At 60.2% G+C, this 17695-nt stretch carries 17 protein-coding genes; 6 read left to right on the top strand and 11 right to left on the bottom strand.

Annotated elements, in window-relative coordinates:
• Window positions 1-21 precede the first annotated feature (21 nt).
• A complete protein-coding gene (locus ACVW0Y_RS12800; RefSeq protein WP_457438714.1) occupies window positions 22-774 on the bottom strand; it encodes a gamma-glutamyl-gamma-aminobutyrate hydrolase family protein in 753 nt (250 codons plus the stop codon).
• Between the two features lie 277 nt (window positions 775-1051).
• Here ACVW0Y_RS12800 and ACVW0Y_RS12795 point away from each other — a divergent pair, with 277 nt between their 5' ends.
• From ACVW0Y_RS12795 to aguA, 5 genes are all read left to right on the top strand, one after another.
• Window positions 1052-2428 (top strand): glutamine synthetase family protein, encoded by a 1377-nt coding sequence (locus tag ACVW0Y_RS12795; protein ID WP_457438713.1) that lies wholly within the window; start codon window positions 1052-1054, stop codon window positions 2426-2428.
• A 254-nt stretch (window positions 2429-2682) separates the two neighbouring features.
• Window positions 2683-3753, top strand: coding sequence for a polyamine ABC transporter substrate-binding protein (locus tag ACVW0Y_RS12790; protein ID WP_457438712.1), 1071 nt, complete (start codon window positions 2683-2685; stop codon window positions 3751-3753).
• Between the two features lie 141 nt (window positions 3754-3894).
• Entirely contained in the window at window positions 3895-4539 is a 645-nt protein-coding gene (locus ACVW0Y_RS12785) for a TetR/AcrR family transcriptional regulator (protein ID WP_457438711.1), read from the top strand.
• A gap of 133 nt (window positions 4540-4672) precedes the next feature.
• Window positions 4673-5551: an N-carbamoylputrescine amidase gene (gene aguB / locus ACVW0Y_RS12780; protein ID WP_457438710.1), complete on the top strand. Its 879-nt coding sequence runs from the start codon at window positions 4673-4675 to the stop codon at window positions 5549-5551.
• Window positions 5552-5650: 99 nt separating this feature from the next.
• A complete protein-coding gene (gene aguA / locus ACVW0Y_RS12775) occupies window positions 5651-6745 on the top strand; it encodes an agmatine deiminase (protein ID WP_457438709.1) in 1095 nt (364 codons plus the stop codon).
• Between the two features lie 101 nt (window positions 6746-6846).
• On the opposite strand, the gene ACVW0Y_RS12770 is transcribed toward aguA, so the two are convergent.
• The 9 genes from ACVW0Y_RS12770 to ACVW0Y_RS12730 form a co-directional block, all read right to left on the bottom strand.
• Complete coding sequence (locus ACVW0Y_RS12770; protein WP_457438708.1) at window positions 6847-7830, bottom strand: GGDEF domain-containing protein; 984 nt, start codon at window positions 7828-7830, stop codon at window positions 6847-6849.
• A 112-nt stretch (window positions 7831-7942) separates the two neighbouring features.
• Window positions 7943-9130 (bottom strand): delta-9 fatty acid desaturase DesA, encoded by a 1188-nt coding sequence (gene desA, locus ACVW0Y_RS12765; RefSeq protein WP_457438707.1) that lies wholly within the window; start codon window positions 9128-9130, stop codon window positions 7943-7945.
• 330 nt (window positions 9131-9460) lie between these two features.
• Window positions 9461-9676, bottom strand: coding sequence for a TOBE domain-containing protein (locus tag ACVW0Y_RS12760; RefSeq protein ID WP_056842174.1), 216 nt, complete (start codon window positions 9674-9676; stop codon window positions 9461-9463).
• A 37-nt stretch (window positions 9677-9713) separates the two neighbouring features.
• Window positions 9714-10535: an aliphatic sulfonates ABC transporter ATP-binding protein gene (gene ssuB, locus ACVW0Y_RS12755; protein WP_457438706.1), complete on the bottom strand. Its 822-nt coding sequence runs from the start codon at window positions 10533-10535 to the stop codon at window positions 9714-9716.
• A complete protein-coding gene (ssuC, locus tag ACVW0Y_RS12750) occupies window positions 10532-11326 on the bottom strand; it encodes an aliphatic sulfonate ABC transporter permease SsuC (RefSeq protein ID WP_457438705.1) in 795 nt (264 codons plus the stop codon). Before ssuC ends, ssuB begins: the two co-directional genes overlap by 4 nt.
• 17 nt (window positions 11327-11343) lie before the next feature.
• Complete coding sequence (ssuD, locus tag ACVW0Y_RS12745) at window positions 11344-12492, bottom strand: FMNH2-dependent alkanesulfonate monooxygenase (RefSeq protein ID WP_457438704.1); 1149 nt, start codon at window positions 12490-12492, stop codon at window positions 11344-11346.
• A 65-nt stretch (window positions 12493-12557) separates the two neighbouring features.
• Window positions 12558-13523, bottom strand: a complete 966-nt coding sequence (locus tag ACVW0Y_RS12740; protein ID WP_457438703.1) for a sulfonate ABC transporter substrate-binding protein — start codon at window positions 13521-13523, stop codon at window positions 12558-12560.
• 118 nt (window positions 13524-13641) lie between these two features.
• On the bottom strand, window positions 13642-14235 hold the full coding sequence (gene ssuE / locus ACVW0Y_RS12735; RefSeq protein ID WP_457438702.1) for an NADPH-dependent FMN reductase: 594 nt from the start codon (window positions 14233-14235) through the stop codon (window positions 13642-13644).
• A 100-nt stretch (window positions 14236-14335) separates the two neighbouring features.
• Entirely contained in the window at window positions 14336-14974 is a 639-nt protein-coding gene (locus ACVW0Y_RS12730) for a peroxiredoxin (protein WP_457438701.1), read from the bottom strand.
• 233 nt (window positions 14975-15207) lie between these two features.
• Between ACVW0Y_RS12730 and ACVW0Y_RS12725 the strand changes: the two genes are divergently transcribed.
• Window positions 15208-16203: a sulfate ABC transporter substrate-binding protein gene (locus ACVW0Y_RS12725; protein WP_457438700.1), complete on the top strand. Its 996-nt coding sequence runs from the start codon at window positions 15208-15210 to the stop codon at window positions 16201-16203.
• 94 nt (window positions 16204-16297) lie between these two features.
• Here the strand turns inward: ACVW0Y_RS12725 and ACVW0Y_RS12720 are convergent.
• The coding region (locus ACVW0Y_RS12720) for an Ig-like domain-containing protein (RefSeq protein WP_457438699.1) at window positions 16298-17695 on the bottom strand (1398 nt) is incomplete at its 5' end.

Raw genomic sequence — 17695 nt, 5'->3', positions numbered from 1 at the left:
AACCTAGCTCTATAGCTAAGCTCAGCGTTGACTCGCCCGCTTGCGGCAGGCATCTCCAAATGCCTGGAAGATGGCGAGGTATTCGGGGTTGGAGCGTACTTGCCATTCTGGATGCCACTGCACCCCGAGAGCAAAGCTCGAAGCGCCCTCGACCGAGATCGACTCGATCAGTCCGTCAGGAGCCAGAGCCTCTACACGCAGGCCCGGCGCCAGACGCTCAACGCCCTGGCCATGAATGGAATTGACGCGAATCTCGTCCGGCAAGCCGAGGCCGGCGAGAACACCGCCCGGCTGCACCAGCAGCGGATGGCTTGGAGCATATTGGACTTCCACGGGCTCGTTTTCCGGCTCGCGGTGATCCATGTAAGTGCCGGTTTCGTGAACCTTTTGGTGCAGGCTGCCACCAAACGCCACGTTCAACTCCTGAAACCCCCGGCAAATGCCAAATACGGGCACGCCCGCCGCTACTGCCGCACGAATCAGGGGCAAGGTGGTGGCATCGCGTTCAGGGTCGTGGAGCGTGCCGGGCGTGCTGGCCGGGCCGCTATAAAGGTGAGGTTCTACGTTGGACGGCGAGCCGGTTAAAAGCAGGCCGTCTAGACTGTCCAGAAGGGCGTCGAAATCAAGCAGATTGCCGAGCGAGGGAATGATCAATGGCAGGCCACCCGCGCCGACGGCCACGGCCCGAACGTATTTATCACCCGCTATATGGTAGGGATGGAGGCCGACCTGCTTGGTGCAGGCGGTAACGCCGATTAACGGCAGGCGCGACATGGGACACCCGTTTTATTGCTGTTATGGGTTTGAACCGGAGCTTAGCCTTGTTCATTTTTTTACACAATAGCGATGTAAAAAATCTAACACGGCCCACTGAGCGCCGCGCCAGACAAGGGCGCCAAGGGGGTTTAGATGCCCTGAAACGCCCTAAAAATGGCCACTGCGCCCCGTTTCAGGGCAAAAGGTGGCACTATTGACAGGCTGAGGCGATTAAGATTGACTCACACCCCATCAGTCTAATGATTGATATTTTTAACAATAAAGGTGTTGCATCATGTCGGTACCCCCGCGTGCCGTTCAGCTTAACGAAGCGAACGCGTTCCTTAAGGAACATCCTGAGGTCCTGTTCGTCGACCTTCTTATTGCAGATATGAATGGTGTGGTGCGCGGCAAGCGCATCGAGCGTGCGAGCCTGCACAAGGTTTACGAGCGCGGCATCAACCTCCCGGCTTCTTTATTCGCACTCGATATCAACGGCTCGACAGTGGAAAGCACTGGTCTGGGTCTGGATATCGGCGATGCCGACCGTATCTGCTACCCCATTCCCAACACCCTGTGCAATGAGCCTTGGCAGAAGCGTCCGACCGCGCAACTGCTGATGACCATGCACGAGCTGGAAGGCGAGCCGTTCTTCGCTGACCCGCGGGAAGTGTTGCGGCAGGTGGTCGCGAAGTTCGACGAACTGGGCCTTACCATTTGCGCCGCGTTTGAACTTGAGTTTTATCTGATCGACCAGGCAAACGTGAACGGCCGGCCTCAACCGCCGCTGTCGCCGCTGTCGGGCAAACGTCCGATCTCCACCCAGGTGTATCTGATTGACGACCTGGACGAGTACGCCGAATGCCTGCAAGACATCCTCGAAGGTGCCAAAGAGCAGGGCATCCCTGCTGACGCCATCGTCAAGGAAAGTGCTCCGGCGCAATTCGAAGTCAACCTCCACCATGTGGCCGATCCAATCAAGGCGTGCGATTACGCCCTGCTGCTCAAGCGTCTGGTGAAGAACATCGCCTATGACCATGAGATGGACACCACCTTCATGGCCAAGCCGTACCCGAACCAAGCGGGCAACGGTCTGCATGTGCATATTTCGATTCTGGACAAAGAAGGCAATAACATCTTTGCCACCGATGATCCGGAACAGAACGATGCCCTGCGTCACGCCATTGGCGGCGTGCTGGAAACCATGTCGGCGTCGATGGCGTTCCTCTGCCCGAACGTCAACTCCTACCGTCGTTTCGGCGCACAGTTCTATGTGCCGAACTCGCCGAGCTGGGGTATCGACAACCGTACTGTGGCCCTGCGCGTCCCGAACGACACCCGCGATGCCGTGCGCATCGAACACCGTGTCGCCGGTGCCGACGCCAACCCGTACCTGCTGCTCTCGGCAGTACTGGCCGGCGTGCACCACGGTCTGACCAACAAGATCGAGCCCACCAAGCCCGTAGAAGGCAACTCCTACGAGCAGAATGAGCAAAGCCTGCCGAACAACCTGCGTGATGCCCTGCGCGAGTTGGACGACAGCGAGATCATGGCCCGCTATATCGACCCGAAATACATCGACGTCTTTGTCGCCTGTAAAGAGAGTGAACTCGCCGAGTTCGAAAACTCCATTTCGGACCTCGAGTACAACTGGTACCTACACACCGTGTAAGTGTCCATCCAACGCCGGCCTATCCAGGCCGGCGTTGCTTTATCTGCCCTGGCAATAACGCCTTTTTTGCCTACACCGCAGCCCTGTGACCAAGCGCTGCGTTGTTGTTTGTGTGCCATGGCCAGCCCAGACGTGCATCGAATCCACCAGACATGTCGCGGCTCGCTCAGTTGTAAAGGATTTGAGCGATAACTCCATTCGCCGCAGCCGTTGCTGCGGCCCATGCTGTGAACCGACATCGAAGGAAAGTCGACATGCCCCGTTTCTTAGCCGCGCTGCTGTTTGCTGGCTCATCCATTGTTGTCGCCAGTGCGACTGTCCAGGCCGAAGAGCTGGTGGTCTACAACTGGAACGACTACATCGCCCCCCAAGTGCTGGCCGACTTCGAAAAAGAAACCGGCATCCACATCGATTACCACACCTACAGCACCGCCGAAGAGCTGGAAAAAGCCCTGGCCAGCGGTGACTCCATCGACGTAGCCGTGCCCTCCCACGACACCCTGCCGGCGCTAATCAAAGCCGGCCGCCTGCAGCCGCTGGACATGACCCGCCTGCCCAACCGCGTGCACCTGGATAAACAGCTGCTGAGCAAGCTCAACGCAGTCGATCCGCAGAACCTCTACGCCATTCCCTACCAGTGGGGCGCGGTCGGCCTGGCGATCAACGTGCCGCAGGCCGAAAAAGCCTTTGGCGGTCCGCTGCCCAATAGCTGGAGCCTGCTGTTCGACCCGGCGCAGAGCGCCAAGCTGGCCACCTGTGGGATCAGCGTGCTGGACGCCTCGGATGAAGTGATGTCGGTGGCCATGAACTACATGGGCCGCAGCCTGGCCCACAGCCCGTCGACCCAGATCAAGCAGGGCGGCAGCATGCTGCAGGCGATTCGGCACAACGTGCGGTACGTCGACAGCGAGCGTTATATCGACGATTTGAAAGAGGGCAAGCTGTGCATGTCCCTGGCCTGGGTCGGTGATGCCCTGGGGGCCAGCGCCGCCGGGCAGAACGTGCATTTCGTGGTGCCAGATGAAGGCTCGGTGCTGTTTATCGACAACCTGGTGATCCCCAGCAGCGCCCGCCGCGCGGACCTGGCGCACCGCTTTATCGACTACCTGATGCAACCGAAAGTGGCCGCGCAGATCACCAGCGAAACCCTCTACCCGAGCGGCAACGCCGACGCTCGCGAGTTCCTCGATCCAACCCTGCGCGACCAGCCCGGGCTCTACCCGGACAAGGCCACCAAACGCCGTCTGGCCGCCCTGGAAGTGCTGCCGGAGAAGACCTCGGCGATCAAGGATGAAGTGTGGGGCAAGTTTCGCGACGGTAGCTGAAGATCAAAAGCTCGCGGCTAAAGCCCCTCCCACAAAGGAACGCATCTTCATGTAGGAGGGGCTTTAGCCGCGATGTTTTTGATCTACTTGCGGCTGGCGCAGCGAGTGACGTCCAATAGCGCCTCCACCAAGGAGAGACCCATGCAGCGTCCCGCCACCGCCCGCAAACCCCGCGCCAGCAGCCAGGCGCGCATCGCCGTAATCGTCGATGCCGCACGTGCCTTGCTGGCCGAACAGGGTGTGGCCAGTCTGTCGATCTATAGCGTGGCCGAGCGGGCGCAGATGCCGCCCTCTTCGGTGTATCACTTCTTCGCCAGCGTGCCGGCGATTCTCGAAGCGCTCACCGCTGACGTTCACGGCGCTTTTCGCGCCGTCCTCGAATTGCCCATCGACCACGCCAGCCTCAAGCACTGGCGTGACCTCTCGCGCCTGGTCGAGCAACGCATGCTGGACATCTACACCAGCGATGCCGCCGCGCGGCAGCTGATCCTTGCCCAGCATGGCCTCAGTGAAGTGACCCAGGCCGACCGCCAGCACGACATCGAGCTCGGCCGCCTGCTGCATGAACTGTTCGACCGCCACTTCCCGCTGCCCACCCTGCCCGCCGAGCTGGATGTGTTTGCCCTGGCTCTGGAGCTGAGCGACCGCGTGTACGCGCGCTCGGTGCAGCAGCATGGCGAGATCACTCCGCGCCTGGCTGAGGAAGGCATGCGCGTGTTCGATGTTTATCTGGGTTTGTACCTGCCCGACTTTCTGCCAAAGCGGGAATCGCCCGTCAAATACTAGATATTTATCGGTACTTTTATCGTAAAAACGTTGCCAATAGAAAAATACAGCTTCAAACACCGATTTTTATCGACTATAAAGTCGCACCTGCTCCCAGGCTCTTTCGCCTGCCCACAATAAAAAGAGGTGCTTCATGTCGCGTAACGTCACCGTCGCTGCCACGCAGATGGCCTGTTCCTGGGATCGCGCAGCGAATATCGCCACGGCCGAAAAACTGGTGCGTGAGGCAGCCGCCAAAGGTGCGCAGATCATCCTGATCCAGGAGCTGTTCGAGACGCCGTACTTCTGCCAGAAGCCCAACCCCGAGTACCTGCAGCTGGCCACGCCCACCGATACCAACGCCGCCATCGCGCACTTCCAGAAGCTCGCCAAAGAGCTGCAGGTGGTGCTGCCAATCAGCTACTTCGAACTGGCCGGCCGCGCACGTTTCAACAGCATCGCGATCATCGATGCCGACGGCAGCAACCTCGGCGTGTACCGCAAAAGCCATATCCCGGACGGCCCGGGTTATCACGAGAAGTACTACTTCAACCCTGGCGATACCGGCTTCAAAGTATGGAACACCCGCTACGCCAAGATCGGCGTGGGCATCTGCTGGGACCAGTGGTTTCCCGAGTGCGCCCGCAGCATGGCGCTGCTCGGTGCCGAGATTCTGTTCTACCCCACCGCCATTGGCAGCGAGCCCCATGACAAGACCATCAGCTCCCGCGACCACTGGCAGCGCGTGCAACAAGGCCATGCCGGGGCCAACCTGATGCCGCTGATTGCCTCCAACCGTATCGGTAACGAAGCGCAAGACGGCTACGACATCACCTTCTACGGCTCGTCTTTTATCGCCAACCAGTTCGGCGAAAAAGTGCAGGAGCTGAACGAAACCGAAGAAGGCATCCTGGTGCATACTTTCGACCTGGATCAGCTGGAACACATGCGCAGCGCCTGGGGCAGCTTCCGTGATCGTCGGCCGAATCTATATGGCCCGATCAAAACCCTGGACGGCGCTCTCGAATCCTGACACCTACCCCCGTAGGAGCGGCTTCAGCCGCGATGCTCTTAAAAGATCAAAAGCATCGCGGCTAAAGCCGCTCCTACGAGTTTTCCAAAGGTATTTGCAATGACCACACTGAACACCACCCCTCGCGCCGACGGCTTCGCCATGCCTGCCGAGTGGGCACCCCACAGCCAGACCTGGATGGTCTGGCCGCAGCGTCCGGACAACTGGCGGCTGGGCGGCAAGCCTGCGCAAGCGGCGTTCACCGCCGTGGCCAAGGCCATCGCGCGCTTCGAGCCGGTAACCGTGTGCGTCAGCGCCGAGCAATACGAAAACGCCCGCGCACGTCTGGACGCCGACAACATCCGCGTGGTGGAAATCAGCACCGACGATGCCTGGGTACGCGACACCGGCCCGACCTTCGTGCGCAATGCCGCCGGTGAAATCCGTGGCGTGGACTGGGGCTTCAATGCCTGGGGCGGCTTCGATGGCGGCCTGTATTCGCCGTGGATGCGCGACGACCAGGTGGCCAGCAAAATCCTCGAGATCGAGCGCCGCGACCGCTACCGCACCGAAGGGTTTGTGCTGGAAGGCGGCTCCATTCATGTCGATGGCGAAGGCACGGTAATCACTACCGAAGAGTGCCTGCTCAACCGCAACCGCAACCCGCACCTGAGCCGCGAAGAAATCGAAGCGGTACTGGGCGAGCACCTGGCCATCGACACCGTGATCTGGCTGCCGGACGGCTTGTTCAACGACGAAACCGACGGCCATGTGGATAACTTCTGCTGCTACGTACGCCCTGGCGAAGTGTTGCTGGCCTGGACCGACGATCAACAGAACCCCAACTACGAACGTTGCCAGAAGGCCATGCGCGTGCTGGAAAGCGTCAAGGACGCCAAGGGCCGTCAGCTGGTGGTGCACAAGATGCCGATCCCCGGCCCGCTGTACGCGACTGACGAAGAATGCGCGGGCGTCGACCTCGTTGCGGGTACGCAGGAACGTGACCCCTCGATTCGCCTGGCCGGCTCCTACGTCAACTTCCTGATCGTCAACGGCGGCATCATCGCTCCGAGCTTCGATGACCCGAAGGACGCCGAGGCCAAAGCGATTCTGCAGCGCCTGTTCCCCGAGCATGAGGTGGTGATGGTGCCAGGGCGGGAGATTCTGTTGGGTGGCGGCAATATTCACTGCATCACTCAGCAGCAACCGGCATAACCCCGCTTTCGATCCATACGGAATACCTGTGGGAGGGGCTTCAGCCGCGAGCTTTTAAGATCAAAAGCATCGCGGCTAAAGCCCATCCCACAATCCCGTGTTCAGGAACGAATAATGCGGTTCTTGCCCTGGCGTTTGGCGACGTACATGGCGGCGTCGGCGCGGGCGAACAGGGTGTCGAGGGTGATATCCGCGTGAGTCAGGCTGGTCAGGCCCTGGCTGACGGTGACACCAAAGGTGGTGCCGTTGCAGCTGAACACCAGGCGCTGAATTTCCCGCTGTAAGCGCTCGGCAATTTGCAGCGCCAACTCTTCGGTGCAGCAAGGAAACAACGCGGCGAATTCTTCGCCACCGATACGTCCGAACAGATCTCCCCGCCGCAACGCCGCAGTGCCGCACTGGGCGATGCGCTGCAACACCGCATCGCCCATCTGGTGGCCGTAGGTGTCGTTGATGTGCTTGAAGTTATCCACATCCAGCAGCAGAAAAGCCAGCGGAGCCTCTTCCTGAGTCGCTTGCTGGAATTCGGTGTGGGCACATTCGAAGAAGTAGCGGCGGTTGCTGCTCTGGGTCAGCACGTCGGTAGTGGCCAGGCGATGCAGTTCGCCTTCAAGGTGTTTCTTGTCGGTGATGTCTTCGGCAATGCCGACCACGATCAGCGGCTTGCCGGCCTCGGCCTGACGGCTGATAAAGCACTTGTCGCTGAGCCAGCGCAGTTGGCCGTCGGCGCGCAGGATGCGGTATTCGCGATCTTCCACGGCACCCTTGACCAACACCTCGGCAAAGCTCGCGGCGGCATGTTCGACGTCATCGGGGTAGATGCAGTTCAGCCACTCGCCATAGTCGGCCAGCAGCAGGCCGGCGCTGCGGCCAAACACCCGCTCATAAGCAGGGCTAACGTAGATGATGCGCTGCGCATCCCAGTCGAACGCCCAGAGCACGGTGTTGACGCTGTCCAGCAGCGAACTGAACAGATGTTCGCGCTCACGCAGGCGCTCCACCTCACCACGGCTGTGCAGCAACGCGAGGGTCAGTTCCTCCAACTCCGGCGAAAGCGGAGCTGTGAGAAGGGAATGTTCGTCCATCAGATGTCCTTTTCTAGTACGAAACTACGACCATTCGCGCAGCATAAGGTGCCAATCCCTGACACAGAAAAAAGCCCGCCGAACGGCGGGCTTGAGCGCGCTGAGCGGCGTCCTACAGGGCACCGGCCGGGCGCAGCGAGTAGGTTTTCAAGTGTTCGGCGAAATCGCGCAGCGACTGAATACCGCTGGCCTCGGCCTCGTGCACCCAAACCTTGATCGCTTCGAGCATGTCATGGCCGTTGCTGCTGGTTTTCACCCAGATGTGCTGCAGGGCCAGGCGTTTTTCGTAGATCACTTTCAGCGCCTGGCTCTGTTCGAGCATGGCCTGAATACGCAGGTGATGGCGTTCGTCCAGCAGGCTGGTTTCCCGCGACAGCAAACGCTTGGCGCTGTGGAACTTGGCGCGCACCGAAGCATCGGCCTTGGCCAACTCCAGCTTCACCAGCGGGGCAATCACCACCTTGCGGTACTGGGCCATGATCTGGAAGCGGTTGTTGAGGATGGCCATGGCGGTGTCCATGTCCAGATAACCCTTGCCGGTAACCCGGTGCGCAATCGGCGCCACACGCTGCACCTTGGCCAGGCGCAGGAAGCTGAACAGCTGGATCCAGGCCCAGCCCATATCGAACTCCCACTTGCGCACCGACAGCTTGGCCGAATTCGGGTAGGTGTGGTGGTTGTTATGCAGCTCTTCACCGCCGATCAGGATGCCCCAGGGCACCAGGTTGGTGGCGGCGTCACGGCATTCGAAGTTGCGGTAGCCAACGGCATGGCCCAGGCCATTGATCACGCCCGCGGCCCACACCGGAATCCACATCATCTGCACGGCCCAGACGGTGATACCGAGGGCACCGAACAACGCCAGGTCGATCACCGCCATGATCGCAATACCGCCCAGTGGGAAGCGCGAGTAGAGCTTGCGCTCGATCCAGTCTTCCGGGCAGTTCTTGCCGTAGATTCGCAGGGTTTCCGGGTTTTCCGCTTCGGCGCGGTACAACTCCGCGCCCTTGCGCAGCACGGTGGACAAACCCTTGATCACCGGGCTGTGGGGATCGTCTTCGGTTTCACATTTGGCGTGATGCTTACGGTGAATGGCCGTCCATTCACGGGTGTTCTGGCCGGTGGTCATCCACAGCCAGAAACGGAAGAAGTGCTTGAGGGCAGGATGCAGTTCCAACGAGCGGTGCGCGGAATAGCGGTGCAGATACACGGTGACGGACACGATGGTCACATGCGTCATCAGCAGGGTGACCGCCAATACCTGCCAGGCCGACAGGTCGAGAAAACCGTTGTACCACATAGATGGAGCCACCTCGGATAGTGAACGCGCGGCTCGGACAGCCTGGCGTGGGCATTATCTCCAAGAAGTGTGAGAAAACCACCCTGCTGTTAGATCAAAATATGTTCAATTTCTGCCCAATCCACTCGGCTAGCGATCAATCGACGGCCGTTTGCTGCTTGAGAGCGCAGCCACGACGATGCCGCCATCACCCGTGCGGTGCTCGCGCCGGGACATAGCCTGGAGTTGGGTCTGCTTGAAAAGCATCGCGGCTGAAGCCGCTCCTACAAGGTTGCACAATCCGTAGGAGCGGCTTTAGCCGCGATTACCTGCAAACATCAATGCCACGGCTTAGAGCTTGGCAATCGATACTTCGGTGGATTTAACGAAGGCAATCACTTCACTGCCCACGCCCAGTTCCAGCTCTTTTACCGAACGGGTGGTGATCACCGAAGTCACGATGCCGGAGGCGGTTTGTACGTCGATTTCCGACAGTACGTCGCCCAGAACGATTTCCTTGATGGTGCCTTTGAACTGGTTACGTACGTTGATCGCTTTGATAGTCATGGTGTCGCTCCTGGTGCTTGGATTTCAGAGGGTTTGCTTACAGGGCCCAGCGCAGTTGCGTGGGCAAGGGTGAAACCGGTTCGGGTGGTGGCGGGCCGGCAGGAATCTCCAGCACGCGGTTGAGAACTTCGGCTTCCAGCGCCGCCAGGCGCGCCGAGCCACGTTGCCGTGGGCGGGCGAGGTTCACGTGCAGGTCCAGGCCGACATGGCCGTCTTCAATCAGAATCACGCGGTCGGCAATCGCCACCGCTTCGCTGACGTCGTGGGTAACCAGCAGCACGGTGAAGCCATGTTGCTGCCACAGGCCCTCGATCAGTTGCTGCATCTCGATGCGGGTCAGGGCGTCCAGCGCCCCAAGGGGCTCGTCCAACAGCAGCAGACGCGGCTGGTGAATCAGTGCCCGGGCCAGCGCCACACGCTGCTTCTGCCCGCCAGACAACGCCGCCGGCCACTCATGGGCACGGTCGGCCAGGCCAACCGCTTGCAGCGCTTCCAGGGCACGACCACGCCAGTCGCCACTAAGACCCAGGCCGACATTGTCGATCACCCGCTTCCACGGCAGCAGGCGCGAGTCCTGGAACATCAGACGGGTGTCTTCGCGGGCTTCGCTCAGCGGCGCCGAACCGGCCAGCAAAGCGCCGCTGGTGGGCGTATCGAGTCCGGCCAACAGACGCAGCAAGGTACTTTTGCCACAGCCGCTACGACCGACCACGGCAACAAATTGTCCGGCCGGAATCAGCAGCTCGATGTTGTGCAACACCTCGCGCTCGCCAAAGGCTTTGTGCAGGCCTCGGACCGCCAGCGGAATACCGCCTTTGAGGTTTTGCGGCGCCACGCCATTGGGATTGAATGCATTCATGCGGCACCGCCTTTCTTCACCTGATAAGCCGGATGCCAGCGCAACCACACGCGTTCCAGACCACGGGCCGTGGTATCGGCCAGTTTGCCCAGCAGGGCGTAGAGCAGAATCGCCACCACCACCACATCGGTCTGCAGAAATTCGCGGGCGTTCATCGCCAGGTAACCGATACCGGAGCTGGCGGAAATGGTTTCAGCCACGATCAGGGTCAGCCACATAAAGCCCAGGGCAAAACGCACGCCGACCAGAATCGACGGCAAGGCACCGGGCAGAATCACCTGACGGAACAGGCCGAAGCCGGACAGGCCATAACTGCGCGCCATCTCCACCAACGCCGGGTCGACGTTGCGGATGCCGTGGTAGGTGTTGAGGTAGATCGGGAATACCGTGCCGAGGGCGACCAGAAAAATCTTCGCCGACTCATCGATACCGAACCAGAGAATCACCAGCGGAATCAGCGCCAGGTGCGGCACGTTGCGGATCATCTGCACGGTGCTGTCGAGGAAGCGTTCGCCCCACTTCGACAGGCCGGTGATAAAGCCCAGGGTCAGGCCGATGCTGCCGCCAATCAGAAAGCCGATACCGGCGCGCCAGCCACTGATGGCCAGGTGGTGCCAGATATCGCCGCTGCTGACCAGGGTCACCGCCGCTTCGAACACCGCACTGGGGGCCGGCAGAATGCGCGTCGACAGCCAGCCGGCGACCACTGCCAGCTGCCAGATGGCCAGCAGCGTCAGCGGCAGCACAAAGGGTGCTACGCGGCTGACGATGGTGTGGATAGGTTTGCTCATGTCGTCGTCCCTGGCGGTCAGCTGGCCGAGGCTGCTTTGGGCAGCACATCGTTGGCGATCATTTCCCCGAACGGGCTGACATAACTGGTGCCTTCCGGGCGCTGTGGGCGAGCCACATCCAGATGGGGGAACAACAGTTCGGCAACCCGGTACGACTCTTCCAGGTGCGGATAGCCGGAGAAGATAAACGTGTCGATACCCAGGTCGGCGTACTCCTTCACCCGTGCCGCCACGGTCGGGCCATCGCCCACCAGCGCCGTACCGGCACCGCCGCGCACCAGGCCAACGCCGGCCCACAGATTGGGGCTGACTTCGAGGTTGTCCTTGCTGCCGCCATGCAGGGCGGCCATGCGCTGTTGGCCAACCGAATCGAAGCGCGCCAGGGAAGCCTGGGCCTTTTTGATGGTCTCGTCGTCCACATGGGCAATCAGGCGATCAGCGGCTGCCCAGGCTTCTTCGTTGGTTTCGCGCACGATCACATGCAGGCGAATGCCGAAGCGCACGGTACGGCCATGCTGGGCGGCTTTCTCGCGCACCTGGGCGATTTTTTCGGCGACGGCGGCCGGCGGCTCGCCCCAGGTCAGAACCATTTCCACTTGTTCTGCGGCGAGGTCCTGCGCAGCGCCCGAAGAGCCACCGAAGTACAGCGGTGGACGCGGTTGTTGCAGCGGCGGATAGAGCAGCTTGGCGCCCTTCACGCTGATGTGTTTGCCGTCGTAGTCGACGGTTTCACCTTCCAGCACACGGCGCCAGATGCGGGTGAATTCCACCGAGGCTTCGTAGCGTTCTTCATGGCTGAGAAACAGGCCATCGCCGGCCAGCTCATCGGGATCGCCGCCGGTAACCAGGTTGAACAGCGCGCGGCCATTGGACAGACGATCCAGGGTCGCGGCCTGACGTGCCGCTACGGTCGGCGAAATGATGCCGGGGCGCAGCGCCACCAGAAATTTGAGGTTGGTGGTGACGGGAATCAGCGAGGCTGCTACCAGCCAGGAGTCTTCGCAGGACCGCCCTGTCGGGATCAGCACGCCACCAAAACCGAGGCGGTCAGCCGCCTGGGCAATCTGTTGCAGGTAGCCGTGATCGACCGCGCGAGCGCCCTCAGCGGTGCCAAGGTAATGACCGTCGCCGTGGGTGGGAAGAAACCAGAAAATGTTCAAGCTCATGGGAGTTGTCTCCTTTAAGTGCCGCTGACCCAGGGGGGCCAGCGGCGGTATCGCCAATCGGTTGATTACTGGGCGCTGGCGACTTTGGCCGGCGGGCTCCAGATCACGTCCTTGATGCTCAAGGGCTTGGGAATCAATTTGAGCTGGAAGAAGGTGTCGGCGATCTTCTGCTGTGCGGTAACCACTTCCGGGGTGATGAACTGGGCACCGTAGCCTTGGCGTTTCACTGCGGTCAGGGTGATGTCCTTGGACAGGCCCAACAGCGGTGCCACCTGATCGGTGACCTTTTGCGGGTCGGCCTTGGAGTCTTCACCCACCGCACGAACTTCGTCGATCAGGGTGGCGATGACTTTCGGGTTCTTCTCGGCGTAAGGCTTGGTGGAGAGGTAGAACTGGTGGTTGTCGACCAGGCCCTGACCATCACGCAAGGTGCGTGCACCCAGTTGGTTTTCGGCGGCAGCCTGGAAGGGGTCCCAGATAACCCAGGCGTCTACGCTGCCACGCTCGAACGCGGCACGGGCATCGGCCGGGGCCAGGTAGGCAACGTCGATGTCGCTGTATTTCAGGCCGGCATCTTCCAGGGCACGCACCAGCAGGTAGTGCACGTTGGAGCCCTTGTTGAGGACGACTTTCTTGCCCTTGAGTTCTTGCACCGATTTGATCGGCGAATCTTTCGGCACCAGGATCGCTTCGCTATGGGGCGCAGGCGGCTCGTAGGCCACGTAAAGCAGATCGGCACCAGCGGCCTGGGCGAATACCGGCGGGGTTTCGCCGGTCACGCCGAAGTCCACCGAGCCGACGTTGAGGCCTTCCAGCAGCTGCGGGCCGCCGGGGAATTCGGTCCATTTAACGTCCACGCCCTGTTCGGCGAGACGCTTCTCCAGGGTGCCCTTGGCTTTGAGCAGCACCAGGGTGCCGTATTTCTGATAACCGATCCGCAGGGTTTCGGCTTGTGCTTGGCTGATGGCCCCGAAGGCAGTGGCCGCGACAAACAGGGCGACCAGACTCCGACGCAAGGTGTGGGTGCGCATAGCGCTCTCCTTTGCTGTTCAAGTGATGTCGCCTGCTTGCCCGTTGGCGGGTGAGTAAGGCTGATGGTTGTGTTGGCTTGCTTTCTAGGTATTGGGTGGCGGCAGGCCGGGGTTTGCTTCAGATGCTCCAGTTGGCTGCGAGCAGCCGCTGGTTCAATACATTTGGGTCCAGGGGTTTTTGCCGACGGGCCAGGGCGCTGTGGAACTGCTCCAGTGCTTCATCCAGACGCTGTTCCAGGCTCGCTGCCAGCTGCGCGGCGGCCCCGTTTTCGCCATAGGCGATCTGGCTGTCGTCGGCGAATACCCCGTGCTGCACTTCCTGCGCTTTCAGCGCGGTAAGCACCGGGCGCAGGGCGTAGTCCACGGCCAGCATGTGAGCCTTGCTGCCGCCAGTGGAAAACGGCAGCACCACTTTGTGTTCCAGGGCGCGCTCGGGCAGCAGGTCGAGCAACACCTTCAGCGCACCGGAGAAGGAGGCTTTGTAAACCGGCGTGGCAATCAACAGGCCATCCGCGGCAGCCACATGGGCTTGCAAGGTCTGGATCTGCGGGCTGTCGAAACGGGCGTGCAGCAGTTCTTCAGCGTTGAAGTCCTGAATGCGGTAACTCACCACTTCCACGCCATGCTGTTGCAGCCAGCGCTGCGAGCGCTCCAGCAAGATTCCGCTACGGGATCTCTGGCTGGGACTGCCGCTCAACGAAACCACTAACATTGCCTACTCCTTGCCTTGCCATCCTGTTGCTGGCTGTCGGTGACGACCGCCAGGCTCAGGCGCGCTCAGGTACTTGCGGTTCTGGGTAAAGGACGCACGATCAGCGATTGGGCTGCGGGGTCAGGCGCAGGTAGGGTTTCACTGCGCGGTAGCCTTTGGGGAAGCGCTGTTTGATTTCGTCTTCGTCACGCAGCGACGGCACGATCACCACTTCGTCACCGTCCTGCCAGTTGGCGGGGGTGGCGACCTTGTAGTTTTCGGTCAGCTGCAGTGAGTCGATCACCCGCAGAATTTCGTGGAAATTGCGCCCGGTGCTGGCTGGGTAGGTGATGGTCAGGCGCACCTTCTTGTTCGGGTCGATGACAAACAGCGAACGTACGGTGAGGGTGTCATTGGCGTTGGGGTGGATCAGGTCGTAGAGGCCCGATACCTTGCGGTCGGCGTCCGCGATGATCGGGAAACCCACCAGGGTGTTCTGGGTTTCGTTGATGTCGTCGATCCATTTCAGGTGCGAGTCCACAGGGTCTACCGACAGGGCGATAACCTTGACGCCGCGCTCGGCGAACTGCTCTTTCAATTTGGCGGTGAAGCCCAGCTCGGTGGTGCACACCGGGGTAAAGTCGGCCGGGTGGGAAAACAGCACGCCCCAGCTATTGCCCAACCATTCGTGAAAACGAATGCGGCCTTGGCTAGAGTCTTGTTCGAAGTCGGGGGCGATGTCGCCGAGTCTGAGGCTCATGGTGCAGCTCCTGGTGCATGTCGGTGCGTGGGGCTCACTATGCTCAGGCTGCGTTCAAATTAAAAAGAATAAATAACAATTTATTTATATGTTTATGGAATATGAGTCTGTAACGGCGATGCCGCTTGATGGCATAAGCAAGGAATCAATTATTCTTTATCAGAATAAACCTGTGCTTTTATCATTCGTCGGTTAACTCATTGACCATGGACTACAGGACTAAGGAATTCTCGATGAAGCGATTGCTCTCCACCTCCCTGCTGGCCGCCAGCCTGGCCCTGGCCTCCAGCGTGCAAGCCGCCACCCTGCTGAACGTCTCCTACGACGTGATGCGCGACTTCTACAAGGACTACAACGCCGCGTTCCAGAAGCACTGGCAGGCTGAGGGCAACCCCGAGCTGACCTTGCAGATGTCCCACGGTGGTTCGAGCAAACAGGCCCGCGCTGTCATCGATGGTCTGCAGGCCGATGTGATCACCATGAACATGGCCACCGACATCAATGCCCTGCACGACAACGGCAATCTGCTTCCGGAAAACTGGGCCACCCGCCTGCCGGACAACAGCGCGCCCTTCACCTCGGCCACCGTATTTATCGTGCGCAAAGGCAACCCCAAAGGCCTGAAAGACTGGCCGGATCTGCTCAAAAGCGGCGTGGAAGTGGTAGTACCGAACCCGAAAACCTCCGGCAACGGTCGCTACACCTACCTGTCGGCCTGGGGTTATGTGCTCAAGCAAGGCGGCGACGAAAAAGCCGCACGCGAGTTCGTCGGCAAGCTGTTCAAACAAGCCCCGGTACTCGACACCGGCGGCCGTGCCGCCACCACCACCTTTATGCAGAACAACATCGGCGATGTGCTGGTGACCTTCGAAAACGAAGCGGAAATGATCGCCCGTGAATTCGGTCGTGGCAGCTTCGAAGTGGTGTACCCGAGCGTCTCCGCCGAGGCCGAGCCGCCGGTAGCCGTGGTCGACAAAGTGGTCGAGAAAAAAGGCACCCGCAAAGAAGCCGAGGCGTACCTGAAGTACCTGTGGTCCGACGAAGGTCAGCGCATTGCCGCCAACAACTACCTGCGCCCACGCAACGCGAAAATCCTCGCCGAGTTCTCCGACCGCTTCCCGAAAGTGGACTTCCTGCCGGTGGTGAAAACCTTTGGCGAATGGCCAGTGATTCAGAAGACCCACTTCAATGATGGCGGGGTGTTTGATCAGGTTTACAACGGGCAGTAAACGCCCCACTGCAACGAAAAAGCCCGGCTATATGCCGGGCTTTTTCGTAAGTGCTAAACAATGCCGCTTTAAAGGGTTAAAGCGGCTTTTTTGTTTATTGGAAAACCAGGTTCACGATGGTGTAAGTGCCATATGGTCCGGACACGGTCATTACCCTCGACCCTGGAATTGTACCGGTGGTCAACCTCAGTGTGATTTTGCCGATGGCGTCAGTAACTCCAGATACGGGGTCAAAGATATCGGCAGGCCACTCGTGTACGGATACGGAGGTCCTCCAGGAAATCGGAACATTGGGAAGCGGATTTCCGTTTTCGTCTTTTGCCGTAACCGTTATCGAGGCCGTGTAGCCGCCGTTGGACATCGCCGGGGCAGTCGCCGAAATCGAGGCCGTTGGTGCCGGAACCACATTCACCTGAGCACTGGCCGATGCACCTGTCGTGGTCGTGCCAGTGACCGTGGCAGTTCCATAGACGGGCCCAACAACGGCCGAGGTAAGTGTCACCGAGGCAACCCCGCTGGCATCCGTCATCGAACTGCTGCTGGACAATACGCCCGAGGTGGTAGTCCAGGTCACTCGCGTATTTACCACCGGAACGCCAACTCTATCGACCACCTGCATCTGAAATTTGGCTCCGCTTCTGCCGTCGGCAATGAGCGTTTCCGGGTGGCCGTAGTCAGAGATCTGTCTAGGCACTCCATCTATAAAATTCACCACAACCGGCGCGCTCATCAGATTCTGCCGTTGGTCATAGACCCAAACCTGTGCCTGCCCATAACTACTGGAGCTGATCGACATGGTGGTCACACCGTTTGCGTCGGCCTGCGCAGCAACCATATCGCCAGAGTTATTCAATGTGCCTAAGTTGGTCAGCCAGTACACAGAAGCATTTGGCACCACATTGCCGTGGGCATCCTTCACTACTGCACGCAACGCCGCCGTGCTGGTGCCATCACCAGCGACCGATGACGATTGGGGAGTCACATCGAAGGTTGCAATGGGCCCCGCCACAAACCTCACATCCGTCGAACCATGAGCAGTCCCGGAAGTAGCCGTGACGGTTGCCGTACCGACGGTTGTAGGACTGGTCAGCACAGCGCTGGCCACACCGTTGGCATCAGTGACCGAACTGGTTTTATCCAGGGTTCCGGCAGTAGTGGTCCAGTTAACCGTCACACCCGGCACCGGGTTGTCCTGGGCATCCTTCGCCACAGCGCTGATGGCCGAGGTGCTGGTGCCGTTGGCAACGATTGATGTCGGAGAAGCTGTAGTGGTTACCGTCGCCGCGGCAACTGCCACGAAGGTCACAGCTGTAGAACCATGCGCAGTCCCGGAAGTAGCGGTAACGGTCGCCGTGCCGGGCGTAGTCGAACTGGTCAGTACAGCGCTGGCCACACCGTTGGCAGCGGTGACCGAACTGGTTTTATCCAGGGTACCGCCGGTAGTAGTCCAGTTAACCGTCGCACCTGCAACCGGGTTGCCATTGGCATCCTT

This window comes from Pseudomonas sp. TE3786 (assembly GCF_054057335.1).
This window is presented reverse-complemented; position numbering and strand designations above follow the sequence as displayed.